This window comes from Bradyrhizobium sp. CB1717 (assembly GCF_029714325.1).
In the GTDB taxonomy this organism is placed as follows: Bacteria; Pseudomonadota; Alphaproteobacteria; order Rhizobiales; family Xanthobacteraceae; genus Bradyrhizobium.
Map to the genome: position 1 here is coordinate 7425661 of NZ_CP121666.1, position 15315 is coordinate 7440975.

The following is a 15315-nucleotide window of genomic DNA, read 5'->3' on the forward strand; positions in this document are numbered from 1 at the left end:
TGCTCACTCCGTTGGTAGGGTCTTGACGGTATAGCTGTGATGGAGGGCCCTCCCGAGAACCGGGTCTGCTAACTCCAGCTCGTAAGAATCGCCGTGTTCGATGGCTCCATGTACGGGTAAGGTCCCACAGAACATTGCGGTCGACATCGGCAGCCCGCTGCCCGCACCAAAGCAACGGGTCATCAGGTCGTGGGGATGTCGCATCGCTTTCAGCGATCCTTCTTGATACAGCCGGCGCTCGCCGTTTATGACAGCGTAGGAACGCATTTGGAGCTCGTCCCAGTGATCCTCGACGTCCGCCAGAAGCCACCAGCTGCGGCCAATCGGCTTGGGGCAGGACTGCTTTGAAATCGTGATGCCAATGGTTTCGATCTTGCGATCGGTATGATCCGAACCCAAGCCGAGGCAGACACTTTCTTTCAGCCGCATCAAGACCGGCTCAACTTCTCCGCTCGAATTGTTGCCGACGACTTCAATCATTTCGTCCGTCGTGAGGAGCGATGAGGCGACCCTGTAGAAAATCGGGGTCGTCTTCGGTCGCGGCACTCCCAACTTCTCGAGTTCCTCAATGTGCGCCAGTAGCGCGGCTTCGTTGCTGCCGGTCCAGCCGGCAATGATCAAATCCCTGATTGTCCCCTTGACGAGATCGGCCGATCCCCCTCGCTCTGACACGATAAGCTCATCCAATTTCGTCACTTTGTACCACTCCGCCACGTGTGTCTTCCGCGGTCCATCCGTGCAGTGCAATGCAAATGAACTGATAGGGCCGCTCTTTTCGGTTGAAATCGAACGCTAAGTAGACTACCTATGTTAGCTGACGTATGTCAAAACATTTCTCATACCACCAAATGGAGCTCGCCAGTGAACCCTCAGCCCAAGAGCATTACTGCTTCATCCGCCGGCGGCCTACGTTCCGGTCGCGATTTCCTGGAGTCGCTGAACGATGGGCGGCAGGTCTTTCTGGACGGCGAGCTGGTAAAGGACGTTACGAAGCACTCGTCGCTGGCTCGAACGGCTCACACGCTTGCCGGCTTGTTTGATCTGGCGGCCGAACCCGGCCTGAGGGATCGCATGACCTTCACGAGCCCAAAGACTGGACAGCCCGTGCTTAGGGCTTACCAAATCCCGAAGACGACAGACGATCTGCGCGCGCGCCGCTTGTTCTCAGAGGTGTGGGCCGAGGCAACGTTCGGGCTGATGGGACGCACCCCGGATCACGTGGCCAGCTTTTTTTGCGGCTATGCGGCCGTTCCGGAGGTCTTCAAGGCTGGCGGCGCTCAGTTCGCTGCAAACGTCGTGAACTTTTACGAGAAGATGCGCGACAATCATCTCTATGCTAGCTACGCAATCGTTCCTCCGCAGATCGATCGCAGTAAGCCGGCTCACAAGCAGGCTGACCCGACATTGTATGCCGGGATCGTGGCCGAAAAGGACGGGGGTATCGTCCTCAAGGGCGCCCAGCAGCTGGCAACTGGTGGCCTATATTCGGATTATATCTATCTGAGCTGCATCCATCCGCTTCAGCCTGGAGACGAGAATTACGCTAATGGCGCCATGATTCCGGCCAACGCTCCGGGACTGAAGCTGTATCCGCGGCGTCCTTTCGGCGCGGTGGCTTCGAATTCCCTCGACTATCCGCTGTCCGGACGGTTTGATGAGCCCGACTGCTTCGTGGTGTTGGACAATGTATTCGTTCCTTGGGAGAACGTCTTCATTCATCGCAACATCGATGTGTGCCGGGATCAGTGGTGGAAGACCCCGGCTCATGCGTATGGCAATTGTCAGGCTCAAACGCGTTACACGGTGAAGCTGCGTTTCATGATCGGTTTGGCGAAGCGGATCAACGAGCTTTCCGGCAACGACAACAATCCGGCGGTCCAGGTGCAGATGGGTGAGTTGGCTTCGCTCGTCTCCATCATTGAAAACATGCTGCTGTCGCAGGAAGTAACCGCATCTGTCGATTCCAACGGCGTGCTTTGGCCCTCAAAGACGGCGCTGTATTCAATTATGGCTCTGCAGTCCGAGTTGAACGCTCGGATGCTCGAGATCATTCGAGAGTTGAGCGGCGCCGCAATGATCACGCTGCCGTCGTCGGCGGCAGATTTCGAGAACGCCGAGATGAACGCTGATATCGAGCGCTATATGCAGTCGGGAGCGGCGGACGCAAAAGCGCGTGTTGCCGTAATGCGTATGGCTTGGGACTTCATCGGCTCGGAGTTTGGAAGTCGCCAGCAGCAATACGAGAAGTTCTACGGCGGGGCTTCGTTCCTAGTGAAGCAGAACATGTTCCGGAACTATGATTTCAAGAGGGCGACGGGACTCGTTGAGAAGGCGCTTACTCTGCCGGCGTTCTGATGCTGCAGCATTGCGGGCGGGCCGGCCCGGCCCCGATGCGCTCCGCAAAATGGTGCGTCTCGCTTTGGGGGATACGAATGCTGACGCCGTCTGCAAAGCGGCCTTTTGCACGAAATGCTGTCATTCGGCCTGCAATATTGCCCCCTAAGCCGGGGAGGGGTCAAATTTGGGCTCTGTCGCAGTTTTGGTGCAGCTCCGGTTATTCTCCGCCGATTAGTCTGGCTGAAGCAGATCGATTTTCCCGCGGCCATACATCATCTGACGTCTGACGAGCTTGAGGCGCGTGATCTGACCTTCAGTCTGTCCGTTGGACCAAGGCGAGGTGATTGCCGCCCGAACCGCCGCTTCATCCCTTACGACACCGCTCGCGAACGAGGCGACGAGACTGATGCGGGCGCGCTCGATCCACGGGGTGAGCCCTTCCTCAGCCTTGCGCCGGATCATCACGTGGAATTCGGCGATGATGTCGCGGGCCTCGACCAAGGTTGGTACGCCGGCTTCGATCGCCCCGATCGTGACGGTCTCCGCTTTCGTCAACAAGTCCCGGCCGATCGTCATGAGACGAGCGATCGTTCTGGCCGACGGAATCCGTTGAAGGTTTTGCGTGTCAACCTTTTCAGTTCGTCGTCTGCGGGTCGCCCACTCGCTGATGACGCGAAGCGAGCCTCGGAAGCCTCGCGCCTTCAGGCGGCGCCAAAGTTCAGCTCCGTTTCGACAGTCGGACGCCCACTGATCGTCGAGCCATGGCAAATGCAGGTCCAACGAACCTTGGCGTTACAGCAGGCGAGACGTCGGATTTCGCTTGGGAAAGCCTCCGTCGCAATCCCGAATATCAGGCTGACTACCGAGACACGCTCTCAAAACACGGGCAAGTGACTCCTCAATTCCGGAGGAGATGGGGCCTCTGCTTTCGCTCATGACCCGCAGAGGTCTTTTCACGAGCTGACCATCTTCTGGGCGCCCGAGGCTACGTGGTATCGCTCGTTGAAAGCGTTTCCGATCCACATGGCGTTGTCGCTAGGATTGAGCTTGCCGATCTTCCATCGGACAGTATCCGACAGGCAGCTGATGGTTGGCATGCTGTAGTGCGCATTCACGAAACGCAACATCACCTGCGGCTGAAGCAGGCCCCACGTTTAGGTACCCTTTATGCATCGAACAGCCGATCCACGACGCGGACTTCGAGATCCGAGCCCACGCCTCGCTTCGATTGTGGCGCGCGATCAATGGTCGTCCGCCAGGGCCTCCGATTGCTCTCCTATCGGCACAGCGGCGTAAGCGATTGGCTCTGAGCTTGCGCGCCCTCGATGGGCACATGGACGGCGCCTCCTACCGTGACATCGCCGTGGTACTGTTCGGTCCAAGGCGCATCTCTGAGCAGGCCTGGAAAACCCACCCGCTGCGCAGCCGAATTATCCGCCTGCTTAAGGCCGGTTTGGCACTCATGCGCGGTGGCGTCACGCCGGCAGGTTTATTTGGCTCGGGTATGAAAACGTCTCCTCTGACGCCACGCGACAATTAGGCTGCTGAACGCAGGCCGAGGTCGTCCCTTCGGATGCTCGATGGCGGCGCCGCGGCTGTTCCCTGAATTGGCGGATTCAAGTGTGCCAGGGCCAGTTATGGGGGGCGGCGCGGGACGGCCGAGATCGTCAGATCTCGTCGAGAGCAACTTGGCAATTGTTCTGACCTGTGCCGGATACCTCGGCCAACCATGCCTCAAATGCCGCAACTCGTGTTTCTCCACTTTCACGTTGGTCTGCGGATGACAGCGGAAGCTGCGGCTCGAGCAGCTTCTGAAATAAAGAGGGTGTGCTGAGCCGCGCGATGTTGCCTCAACATCACGCAGTCATGCCATTACGAATGGCCTTCGGGCAACGCATCTTGAGCAGCCTTCGCTGCCGTGAGCGCCTCGGTCAGCTGCGCTGCGATTGAATTTGCGACCCGCAAATTTTCCTCTCTCTTGGATGCGGCCAGACGTTGCGCTTGCAGAAGTATCGAAGGGCCAAAAGCCAACGAGGAGTTCTCTTGAGCTTGCTGGCCAGTACTGTTTAGCTCGGCATCGCTAGTGGAGATGTCAAATGATCCTCCTGTCTTACCTTCCAGGAAATCCCAGCAGCTTCGAAATAGCTGACGATAGCTTTCGGTGACTTCCGGGCCCTTGTCTACTACGCCAGCTTGTTCTGCAAACCGAAGATCCTGCTCATAACCGAGCTCTATCAAAAGCTGCGCGCCAACCAGATCTGTCACGACCTGCATCTCTTCGATGCACAATTCGGTTTGCCAGGCCCGGACTGAGCGATCGTCAACGGTCTTTTTCTCGAGGATCTTTCGATCGCCGAACGCACTAGACCGGAGATATTCCGTTTGCGCCAATGGCGCCGATGACATGTCCATCGGGGCGTGTCCAAGGCCAGCAACCACGCGCCGGATTTCCTCGTCGGGATGCGTCACAAGTACTTCATACTGCACCACTTGTGTGTGGAGTTCACTACGGTACGCCGCAAGCGCGGGCAGACCCAGAACAAGGTCGGCGAGCGAAGATGCGATCGCGGGCGTAGGCCGACCCAGCACGATATCGGCTACACACGAGGCGATCGCGGGTGGGGAACTTGCCGCCAGAAGCGGAACGCCCCACGTCGATTTCAGTGATGCGGCAATGGCGTAAGGATTGCGCATCAGAACGATCCGCGGCGCCTCCGGATAGAGCAAATCCAAAAAGTCGAGCACGGTCCAATACCGCGGAGTCTTGTCTATCAGGGTGCGCTTGCCGACAGCTGCCAAATACTGCCCATAGGCTGCATCAGCAAAAGCGCGCGTGACGCCCGTTCGATCTATTCGGCCCAAGAATTCGGAAGTTGCGGCCTGAACCATTGAGGTCCCGGCGGGGTGACGGTGGTCGACCCGACCAAAAGCCTCAAGTGCCAACATCAGCCAGGGCTCAGGCGGAGCCAAAATATCCGGGTGCGACTGAAGCAAATGCGCCAGCAGCGTTGTCCCCGAGCGGGGAAGCCCCAGAAGAAAGCATACCGCAGGCAAATGGTTTGCATCTTGATTCATCATTCAACGCATCTCCTCGGACGGACCGTTCGACCGTCCTGGCTCCTTCATATGGTCGAAAAAAACAGCACTAGCGACGCGCTTCAGCACGAGCCTTCTCGCGTCGTCATGCACTTTTGGCGTAGAATGTGAGTCACGACCTTGGCTCGTTTTCTGCTCCACAGTTCTCAGACACGGCAGAACTGTTTGACGCCATCTTCGTTCGACAACTTTCCGTAAGCTCGGTGCCGCCCACATCGCAAGCCATCTCATCGCTGGTGGCGTCGTCCCGAGTCGTCAGCGACAGTACATTGAATTGACGTGCCAATCGGAGCAGGCAAAGGTTGCACATGCCTATCACGATGGCGTCAGTGTAACGTGAACGGCATCGTGGCCGTCGACGACCTCTCGGCCAAGGGTTCGAACGGCGTCGGTCACTTGAGCGAGCGCAAACGAGTGGGAACAAAGCGCCTGAAGGGCGGCTCCTTCTTCCCTGATCATATTGATTGCCATTTCAGTTGACTGCCATCCAGCGCTCAGGACGCCGACGAGCTCGATCTCACTTAGAACAACCTTGTCGATCGGCAGACCATTCAGCTTGTTCTGGCCTTTGAGACCCGCCAACACGACCCTTCCACCACGCTTCACCATATCGATTGCCTGCAACACAGGCGCCATGGCCCCAGATGAGACGTCGAGAACGACATCGGCAAGCCGGCCGTCTGTGAGCTCGATAACTCGCTGGACGGGATTTTCTTCATCCACGTTAATGGTGGCCGTCGCGCCTAGGTTTACGGCTAGTGCCAGGCGCCCTGCATCCGCGCCTGTTCCAGTCACGATGATGTTCGCAGCGCCCGCCTTCTTCGCCGTTGCGACGGCGAGCAATCCTCGCTGCCCGGGTCCTTCGATGACGACGGTCGACCCCATCCCGACCTTTCCGATCTCGTACGCCCAGCGGATTGCGTTCGACAACGGGTTTACCAGCGTCATCAAATCGGTCGGGATGTTTGACGGCAGTTTGTGCACCATCGTGCGCGGATGCAAATAGGTATGCGTGGCGTATCCGCCCCAAAGCGAGGGAGTCACTTTGGTGCTCTGATATAGGCCATACCCCAAATCCGTCTGGCAACGGGTATAGGCGCCCCGTACACAATCCTCACAATGGCCGCAGGGGATTATCGGTTCGATGGCGACGCGATCTCCCTCTTTCACGTTCCACAGCTTGGAGGCCTTCGGTCCAACCCGTTCAATGACCCCCATTACTTCATGCCCCGGGATGATGGGCATACCCCCGCCCCAGTCTTTAAGGTGCCCCAGCCATTGATCATAGTCCGTTCCGCAGAGCCCACAGGCCTCGACACGCAGAACAGCATCGTCATCGGCGATCCCTGGAATAGCGAACTCGCGAAATTGAAAGTTCTTCGGAGCTTCGAGAACGGCTGCGAGTGCCTTCGTCATTAAACACCTCAGATTGATGCCACTTTCGAACAGGACTTCAGCGAACGAGCGGCAGTTCCGCAGCTCTAACTCACACGATTCAAGCTGCGCATGAGCCACTGCCATACCAACAGGAGTACGCTTACGAACATGGAGTCCCCTCTCCTACCGAGCAGCCGCACGGGATCCAATGCCCTTCACGGATGTTCTCGTAGCACCAGCCTTCGTCGTAGCTCGTGACCTCGGCGGTTTTCATTGTACTTTCGGTAGGTTCGTTAGCGCGGTCTTATCGATCGGCGAGTTGGCCAGCATCATTCGCTTTGCCTCCCGTACCTCGCGAGGACTGTTGAATGCTGCGACCGCATTGATGCGCTCGCCCGCGACGAAGAACTGGACGAAGCGGCCGACGTCGCAGTTGCCCTTAACGTAGATGTCGTCTGCCCGGCGCGGTATTCCTAAAAGCTGAAAATTGAGGTCGAACTGGTCCGACCAAAACCATGGTAGTTCGCGATATCTCGAATCCTCATCGAGCATGGCCTTAGCAGCCGCGATTCCCTGATTCTGCGCGTTGTGCCATGTTTCAAGACGGTGTCGCAGTCCCACTCGATCCACTGGGTGGCTTGCGACGTCTCCAGCGGCAAAGATGTATGGATCGGAGGTACGAGTGGTCTCGTCCACAACGATTCCGTTGTCTACACTAAGCCCGCAGCCGGCGGCGAGCTCAACGTTCGGTTCTACTCCCACCCCGACGACCACGATGGCAGTCTGCACGGAGTGCCCGTCAGCAAAAATCGCTCGCTCGACGGTGTCGTTCCCCTCGAGTGCGGTGAGCTTTGCGTTCAATCGCACGTCTACGCCCCGACGGGCATGTAGTTCCTGGAAGTACGCAGCCGTCGCTTTGGGTAGCGATCGACCGCACAATTGATCGCCCGCTTCCACGAGCGTCACCCCCACGCCCAGGGCGATGGCAGCCGCGGCGACCTCCAACCCGATCCAGCCACCACCTACCACCAGGAGGTGTTTGGCCGCTCCGAGCGATTGACGAATGCGAACGCTGTCCTCGATCGTGCGAAGATAATGGATGCCTTTGAGATCCGCTCCAGGATTGGAGAGTCTTCTGGGCCGGGCTCCCGTGGCCAGCAGCAACCGGTCATATGGGATCTTTTCTCCACTCCGGAGCAAAAGCTCATGTCCTGACCGGTCGATCCCTACGGCGGTGGATGCCCTGCGCACATCAATGTCCAATCGGTGCAGCTTCTCTATCGTGAACAGATAAGTGCCTGCTGGGTCTTTACCCGAGACGAGAAAGTCCTTCGAGAGCGGAGGGCGTTCATACGGCGGATGGTCCTCCTCGCCGACAAGTACGATCCGGCCGGCGTAACCACGCTCGCGCAACGTCCGAGCGGCCCATCCTCCAGCCTGTCCCGCTCCCACAATGACGTATTGCTTTCCGTTTCCCGTTGTTGACATAGCCGGGGATCACACGTCCACGAGGATCTGTTCGTCTTCCAACCGTACTGGGTAGGATTTCAAATCCGCATCTGCAGGCGGCCCGAGGCAACGACCAGTCGGAATATGGAAAAGCGCGCCATGTAGGGGACACTCGACGGTGTCCCCCTCCACAAAGCCATCCGACATTAGCGCAAACGCATGCGGGCAGACATTGTCCAACGCATAGTAGGTGGAGTCGACCTGAAAAATCGCAAAGCTGCGTTCTCCAATGGAGAACGCAAACGGCGTATCTGCCGACACTTTGTCACGGGTCGTTATTTGCTGCCAAGCCATATTCTGTTCCGCTGGTGATGCCTCGATCTAAGCTGCTTCGCGCTTTGGCATGAGCTGCCCATCGTGCTGTGCCAAAAAGGTGTCAAGTTCGCCATGCTCAGACACAACATCAAGAGGTTCAACGGCGTAGGCTGTGCCGTCTTTGATGGTCTGTTTGAATTTTGCGAGACTTGCATCGTCTTGCACAATGTCCAGGATCCGGCGGCGCGCACGGACGATGCCGATGTCGGCAGCCACAAGGAACTCCTTGGCTCGGTCAACAATGCGTCCGCTGCTACCTTCGAGCGCTAGCATCCCTTCCTGCATGGCCCGGTCTTGATCATTAAGACCATGAATGCCAGTCGGGCTGGAAAGGCTCTGCCCCTCCCGGTTGATCAAGTAATTGTTCTGGGCCGTACGGACCGGAACGTACGTATCGATGATCGACCCAGTATTCAGCTTGAAGGGTTGATACGTGCTCTCGGGCGGGAACGCGAGGCCCCTTCCCACGTAGTCTAGGAAGGCCTGAGGCAAGTCGCCTTTTCTATAATAGTTGAAGTCCCACGTGTAGGTATTGTGGTCATCGATCGGGATGAACGCGCGGCCACCGATTGGGAAATCTGCGCTAGGAATGGAGCTGAATGCCGGAACCATGAACTGGGATACACGCCAGTAGAAGTTCCGCTCCGCGTTTCGTCTGGCGATAGCAAGCACGCCAATGGCAGTATTCTTTGCATACAGCTTTGGAGAAAGGTCCGAAGCCGAGTAGTGCTGATGCACCGGCGAAGTGGCCATCGTTGCCGGATTCGTATGAAGGATCGACACGTGCGAGCTGTCGAGCTCGCCCTCCATGCCTTGGAGCCAGTTAGACTCCTGGATCCAGACGGTGACATTCCGCTGCGATTTCGGCAGGCCCATCCACGGAAATTTCGGCAGCTCCGGCGGGGTATCCTGTCCCATATAGACCCAGACAACGTCTGCCTGTTCGACCGCCGTATACGACTTGATCTTGACTTTAGCACAGACCGCCTTGTCCGACTCATTTTTCATGTCCAAACACCGGCCGGACTTATCGTAGAGCCACCCGTGGTAGGCACAACGAATTCCCTGCTCCTCAACCCGTCCATAGAAGAGCGGCGCCAGCCTGTGGGCGCAGTTCGCCTGCACAATACCGACCTGTCCATTTCCACTGCGGAAAGCGAGAAGTTCCTCACCGAGGAGCTTCAGACGTACCGGCGCGCAGCCTGGCTTCGGCAGTTGTGCGGACAGCAACGCCGGAAGCCAAACGGAGCGAAAGAGCTCGCCGAGCTTGGTGCCAGGCCCCACATGAGAAAGAACATCAACTTGGTTGGTACGTGACATGGTCAGCATCCTTTCAAAGTTGTCAGAGGGTGAGGAAACCGCCATCGACTGGCAGCATCACCCCATTCACAAAACTCGCCATTGGCGAGGCAAGAAATACGACAGGACCGGCGATTTCGTCAGCTCGTCCGAACCTCTTCATCGGAGTATGAGATAGAACGAAAGCCACGCGATCTGGATTTGCGCGAGACGCTTCCGTTTGTGGTGTTTCGATGAATCCAGGAGCCACTCCGTTGACCCGAATCCCATATCGGGCGAACTCCACGGCCAGGGCCTTAGTCAACATAAGAACCGCGCCCTTGCTCGTCGTGTACGCGCTGGTGTCATTGGGCGCCGCCGTGAAGGACTGGATCGAACCCAAGTTGATGATGCAGCCACGCGTCTGCTTTAGCTGCTCCAAAAACGCGGTTATTCCGAACATCACGCCATCAAGGTTGACAGCCATGATGCTCCGCCACGTCTCAACGTGGTTCGGAGCACCGACTAAACCTCTACGATGAATTCCCGCATTGTTGACGAGTATCGAGATGTCGCCAGCAAGCTCCTTCACCTGGGCCGCTACGCGCACAGCATCCGCAGCATCGGATACGTCCCACGCGACCGGCCACGCCGTTCCGCCGCGTCGTTGAATTTCGTTCGCCGTTGCCTCGATCGTCCCAGCGTTGATGTCGCACACCACGACGCGCGCGCCGGCCGTGGCCAAGGCCAAGGCAATCTCTCTGCCCATACCTTGACCAGCACCGGTTACAACTGCTGCTTGACCGTCCAGGAGTGGCTTACCGTCCAAGTCCATGATTATCGTTCCTAGGTCGTTCTACTCTGTTAGACGCGCCTAATCAGATCGTGAGCCATCGATGGCGGATCTCGTCACCATTGGTTCTGAAGCCTTCGCCGGTCACAGTCTCGACGATTCTTCCCTTGGACATGACAAGGATCCGATCGGCCACGTTCTCCGTGAGATTCAAGTTCTGCTCGACCAGAAGAACTGCAACTCCCTCGGCCTTCAGGCGACGAATTACATCTCCAATCTGATCCACAACCTTCGGTGCGAGGCCCTGGGTCGGCTCATCAAGCATCAATACTTTGACGTCCGTTACGAGCGCGCGCGCGATGGCCAGCATCTGCTGCTCCCCACCCGACAGCGCACGCCCGAGGTTCTGGGATCGCTCCCGCAGGTTCGGAAATAGCTCAAGAAGGCGCTCCTCCGTCCACACCTGCGGGGGGCGACGCTGACCAACGCGCAAATTCTCCAACACAGTCAAAGTCGGAAAGATCTGTCGACCTTCGGGTACGTAGCCGATGCCAGCACGAACCACATCATGGACCTGCTTTCGGCTAAGATCCTTGCCATTAAGCGAAATCCTGCCGGCCGACACGGCCAAGAAGCCGAGTATCGCCTTTAATGTCGTGGTCTTGCCAACGCCATTGCGTCCGATAATTGCGGTAACCTGTCCCGCAGGAGCCTCCAGGTTGACCCCGAACAATACCTTGCCGCTGCCGTAGCCCGCCTCCAGACCATCAATGCGCAACATTTCCCACTCCCAGGTACGCCTGTTGCACGACCGGATCAGCTTTCACTGCAGCGGGTAAACCATCCGCAATTTTCGTGCCCCGATCGAGCACTACAATGCGATGAGCAAGTCCAAAGACGACTTCCAGATCATGCTCAACGAGCAGAACAGCGATGTCGGTATCCTTCAGCAAGGACTTGAGCAATTCCACCGTGCCGCGTGTCTCTTCGACTGACATTCCCTGCGTCGGTTCATCCAACAGCAGAAGTTTAGGTCGCGTTGCCAAAGCGACCGCAATTTCAGTTAGCCGTTGGTCTCCGTGCGACAACTGACCAGCGAGTGAATTGGCCCTTTCGCGCAAACCTACTTTGACTAGCCATTCGAGTGCTTCGCTCGTTGTCGATTCATGAAGGGACTTTGAGAACAACGGATGACTACGCGCCGAGCTGCAAGCCTGCACCGCCAGCCTGACATTCTCGAGAACAGTGAGGCTGGGGAACAGCGTCGTGATCTGATAGGTTCTGCTCAGACCACGACGAGTGAGAGCCGCAGCGGACAAGCTATCCACCCGATCGCCGCAAAACGACACAGCGCCTGAGGTCTTCTGTATCCTACCGGCAATCAGATCGAACAGAGTAGACTTGCCGGCGCCATTCGGTCCGATTAGCGCGACGACCTCGCCAGTTTCAACGACTATGTCGACATCGCTCACCGCAGCAAGTGCGCCCCACTTCTTGGTCAATCCCTTGCACTCAAGAAGCGACATGATTCATCTCCAGGCGGCTGGCTTTCCGCAAAGCGAGGGCGTTCGAAATTGAGGACTTGATCCCCCAGAGACCATTCGGAGCAACCACGACGACGATCATGAAGAGCAGTCCCATAAAGAGCGGCCAACTCGTCGCTACTGCACTCAATTGATGCCCGCCGATCACCATCAACGCCGCACCGATCATCGGGCCGATCAAAGTCCCGCTACCGCCAAGCACCACAGCAACGAGAACGTAGCCGGATAGTGTCCAATGAAGGAGTTCAGGCGAAACGAACAACAAGAAGCCGGCATGAAGCGCGCCGGCCAAACCAGCGCCTGTATTCGAGATCACGAACGCAGCCAGCCGAAGCTGACAAGGCTCGTAGCCGATCGCGATAGCTCGCCTCTCGTTCTCTCGAACGGCAACAATAGCGGTCCCCATAGGAGAACGAACGAACCTGCTCGCGAGCCATGCGGTACCCACCACAAGAGTCACAGTGAGCCAGTAATAGCCGTCACGGGATTCCAGGCCAGCAAATCCCCAAGGCCCCGGGTTTCGGATAAGTCCCGAAATTCCGTCCGAGCCTCCGGTTACGGCATTCCATTTGAAAGCAACGGCAAACGCCAGCTGCGCGAACGCAAGCGTGAGCATCGCGAATGCGACGCCGCTTGCCCTGGTGCAGAGCCAACCGATCGGGATGGACAGGATGAACACCGCAACCACCGCAATCAAGATGGCGATCGGCAGTGGCAACTGACCGACGACCAAAGCGAAGGCCGCCACATAAGCTCCGACCCCGTAGGGCGCAGCGTGCCCAAACGAGAACATACGGGCGTAGCCCACTTGGACATCGAGACTCATCGCGAACAGGGCGAAGATCAGGATCTCGGTCAAAAGGGTAACGTGAAAGCCGGGAAGAAAGAACGGCGCCGACAATAGAAGTGCGACGACTGGTACTGCGTACTTCATTAGTCTTGCTCTCCGAACAATCCGCCAGGCCGATACAGAAGCACCCCAATCATCAGCAGATAGGTCGCGACTAGTGCCAATTCCGGAAGATAGAAGTTGCCGAACGTCTGCGTGAGCGCGACCAGGACGCTAGCAGCGACAGAGCCGAACAAGCTCCCCATGCCGCCGATCATGACGATAACAAACGAGTCTATGATTGCCGCCCCGCCCATGCCGATGTAGCCCGTAATCAGCGGCACCGCGAGATAGCCACCCAGACCCGCGAACGCGCAGCCAACGGCAAACGTCAGCGACCTCATCAGCCCGACGTCGATCCCGAGCGCCTGGGTCATTTCCGCATTCTGGGCGATCGCCCGGATCAACAATCCCAATCGCGTGCGCAAGAACACGTAAGTGAGCGCCAACAGAACGATGATCCCCCACAAGATCAAAAAGATCCGATATGCAGGATAAGGCTCGTCGCCAATCCACAGCACTCCGGAAAGTATTTCGGGAAGCTCCACATCGCGAGTGTTTGGCCCCCAAATAAGCCGGATCGACTCGCTCAAAACCAAGCTCAAGCCGAATGTGATCAGCAAAAAGCTACCACCATCTCGTCGATACAGCCGCCGCAGGAGGGTGAACTCGAGAATGCAGCCCAGGAGACCCGCGGCAAACGGCGCGACTAACAATCCCACCCAGAAAGTCCCGAGGAGAGCAGCTGCCGATATGCCGCAATAGGCTCCAAGCATATAGATCGCACCATGAGCAAAATTCATGATGCGCAATATTCCAAAAATAAGAGTGAGGCCCATCATCAGCATCGCGAGCAACGACGCCAAAGCGAGGGTGTTCAAAGTCAGATTGAGCAAGACTTGCCAAGAGATCATCTACGCACCCCTCGAAATCCCAGCCCCTTCAGAAAGAAGCTGGATCTCCGCGCCTCAGTAAGTGTCCTTACGGCAACCGGGCATCACCGCATCAATCGCATAGGCTTTGCCAATCTTCGGCACCGGGTACGCCACCTGGTCGGTCTTCTCGACCTTGGCAATGAAGACCTGCTGCTCGGCCTGATGGTCGCAGGCGCGCATCTTCACCTTGCCCTTGACGCTATCGATCTCCAGCCCCTCGAGAGCACCCCGCACAGCGGTGGCGTCCGTAGAATTGCTCCGGCGGATTGCCTCAGCCAGGAACGCGAGCGCCTGCCATTGCTCACCCTCATAAGTATCCGGAACATCGTTGTACTCGGCCTTAAACAACCGAACGAACTCCGCATTCCCGGGCGCGTCATATCCAAAATTATACTGACTAACGCCGTATAGTCCGACCGCAGCATCTCCAAGGGGCTTGATATTCAGAATATCCAAGACCTCTGTTACAAGTTGCATTCGATCGGCCAAACGATACTGGGCGGCCTGCTTAAGGAAGGCCGTCGCATCATCTCCGCTCATCGCGATGTAGAGCACTTCGGGATTGGCCTCCCTGATCCTGGCAATGAAGCTGGAATAATCTTTGGTACCCAAAGGAGACAATACTTGTCCTACGACCTCCTTCTTGAGATCAGCTATGAGCTTCTCAAAAGTTGCAACGCTGCTTTTGCCCCAAGCATAATCTTGCGCAATCGCGAAGTGACGCTTCTTAGGCGAGTCCGCCAACCAGAGAGCAATCGTCCTCGCACGCATAGGCCCAGACGTACATGAGCGGAATGCATTCGGCACAAAGTTGGCGGCAGTCATTGACCCGACTCCGCTAATGCTTCCGACATAGATAGTATTCCAGTCGTTGAGACGCGGCATCACTGCCAGCGATTCAGGGCTCGAAATGATGCCAGTGATCAGATTCACCCCGCCGCGCTCGACAAGCTCTGTTACCTTACGCACACACGCAGCAGGATCGCCCTGCGTATCCTCATAGATGAATTCGACGGGCCGGCCATGGATGCCACCTTTGGCATTCACGGTCTTGGCGAACAGGCGGCACGACCGCTGCACCTGCTGACCCAGCGCGGCCCAGTTGCCCGTAATCCCGGTCGGAACCCCAATCCGGATAGGCCCCGCCTCCGCCCTAGCCGACTTGCGAAGCCCCGGGAGCAATGCGCTCCCGGAAACGGCAGCTGAACTGACCAAAAGGGATCTTCTGCTTATTGACATTAT

Annotated in this window: 14 protein-coding genes and 2 pseudogenes; 3 read left to right on the forward strand and 13 right to left on the reverse strand. The window is 57.4% G+C overall.

The features are described from left to right. Window positions 1-3: 3 nt before the first annotated feature. Window positions 4-696: a DUF2848 domain-containing protein gene (locus QA649_RS34815; RefSeq protein WP_283021185.1), complete on the reverse strand. Its 693-nt coding sequence runs from the start codon at window positions 694-696 to the stop codon at window positions 4-6. Window positions 697-861: 165 nt separating this feature from the next. On the opposite strand from QA649_RS34815, the gene QA649_RS34820 reads away from it, so the two are divergent. Beyond that, window positions 862-2355, forward strand: coding sequence for a 4-hydroxyphenylacetate 3-hydroxylase N-terminal domain-containing protein (locus QA649_RS34820; protein WP_283021186.1), 1494 nt, complete (start codon window positions 862-864; stop codon window positions 2353-2355). 213 nt (window positions 2356-2568) lie between these two features. Here QA649_RS34820 and QA649_RS34825 read toward each other — a convergent pair. Then, window positions 2569-3141 (reverse strand): annotated as a pseudogene (locus tag QA649_RS34825) (ISL3 family transposase); the annotation flags it as partial. Window positions 3142-3197: 56 nt separating this feature from the next. Here QA649_RS34825 and QA649_RS34830 point away from each other — a divergent pair. Next, window positions 3198-3275: pseudogene (locus QA649_RS34830) on the forward strand (hypothetical protein); the annotation flags it as partial. Between the two features lie 290 nt (window positions 3276-3565). Then, the gene (locus QA649_RS34835) at window positions 3566-3877 is read left to right on the forward strand and encodes a DUF2285 domain-containing protein (protein WP_283021187.1); all 312 of its coding nucleotides are present in this window, start codon (window positions 3566-3568) and stop codon (window positions 3875-3877) included. Between the two features lie 332 nt (window positions 3878-4209). On the opposite strand, the gene QA649_RS34840 is transcribed toward QA649_RS34835, so the two are convergent. From QA649_RS34840 to QA649_RS34890, 11 genes are all read right to left on the reverse strand, one after another. Beyond that, complete coding sequence (locus tag QA649_RS34840; protein WP_283021188.1) at window positions 4210-5415, reverse strand: sulfotransferase; 1206 nt, start codon at window positions 5413-5415, stop codon at window positions 4210-4212. 333 nt (window positions 5416-5748) lie between these two features. After that, window positions 5749-6849 carry an alcohol dehydrogenase catalytic domain-containing protein gene (locus QA649_RS34845; protein WP_283021189.1) on the reverse strand — a complete coding sequence of 367 codons (1101 nt, stop codon included), beginning with the start codon at window positions 6847-6849 and terminating at the stop codon, window positions 5749-5751. 231 nt (window positions 6850-7080) lie between these two features. Beyond that, complete coding sequence (locus QA649_RS34850; protein WP_283021190.1) at window positions 7081-8223, reverse strand: FAD-dependent oxidoreductase; 1143 nt, start codon at window positions 8221-8223, stop codon at window positions 7081-7083. A gap of 84 nt (window positions 8224-8307) precedes the next feature. Next, on the reverse strand, window positions 8308-8613 hold the full coding sequence (locus tag QA649_RS34855; protein WP_283021191.1) for a non-heme iron oxygenase ferredoxin subunit: 306 nt from the start codon (window positions 8611-8613) through the stop codon (window positions 8308-8310). A 27-nt stretch (window positions 8614-8640) separates the two neighbouring features. Next, entirely contained in the window at window positions 8641-9954 is a 1314-nt protein-coding gene (locus QA649_RS34860; protein WP_283021192.1) for a Rieske 2Fe-2S domain-containing protein, read from the reverse strand. 22 nt (window positions 9955-9976) lie between these two features. Then, window positions 9977-10747 (reverse strand): SDR family oxidoreductase, encoded by a 771-nt coding sequence (locus tag QA649_RS34865; RefSeq protein WP_283021193.1) that lies wholly within the window; start codon window positions 10745-10747, stop codon window positions 9977-9979. 43 nt (window positions 10748-10790) lie between these two features. Further along, on the reverse strand, window positions 10791-11486 hold the full coding sequence (locus QA649_RS34870; protein WP_283021194.1) for an ABC transporter ATP-binding protein: 696 nt from the start codon (window positions 11484-11486) through the stop codon (window positions 10791-10793). Beyond that, window positions 11473-12231, reverse strand: coding sequence for an ABC transporter ATP-binding protein (locus QA649_RS34875; RefSeq protein WP_283021195.1), 759 nt, complete (start codon window positions 12229-12231; stop codon window positions 11473-11475). The genes QA649_RS34870 and QA649_RS34875 overlap by 14 nt, the downstream gene beginning before the upstream one ends. Further along, the gene (locus QA649_RS34880) at window positions 12218-13183 is read right to left on the reverse strand and encodes a branched-chain amino acid ABC transporter permease (protein WP_283021196.1); all 966 of its coding nucleotides are present in this window, start codon (window positions 13181-13183) and stop codon (window positions 12218-12220) included. Before QA649_RS34880 ends, QA649_RS34875 begins: the two co-directional genes overlap by 14 nt. Then, window positions 13183-14052: a branched-chain amino acid ABC transporter permease gene (locus QA649_RS34885; RefSeq protein WP_283021197.1), complete on the reverse strand. Its 870-nt coding sequence runs from the start codon at window positions 14050-14052 to the stop codon at window positions 13183-13185. The genes QA649_RS34880 and QA649_RS34885 overlap by 1 nt, the downstream gene beginning before the upstream one ends. Before the next feature lie 54 nt (window positions 14053-14106). Next, the gene (locus QA649_RS34890) at window positions 14107-15312 is read right to left on the reverse strand and encodes an ABC transporter substrate-binding protein (protein ID WP_283021198.1); all 1206 of its coding nucleotides are present in this window, start codon (window positions 15310-15312) and stop codon (window positions 14107-14109) included. Window positions 15313-15315 lie beyond the last annotated feature (3 nt).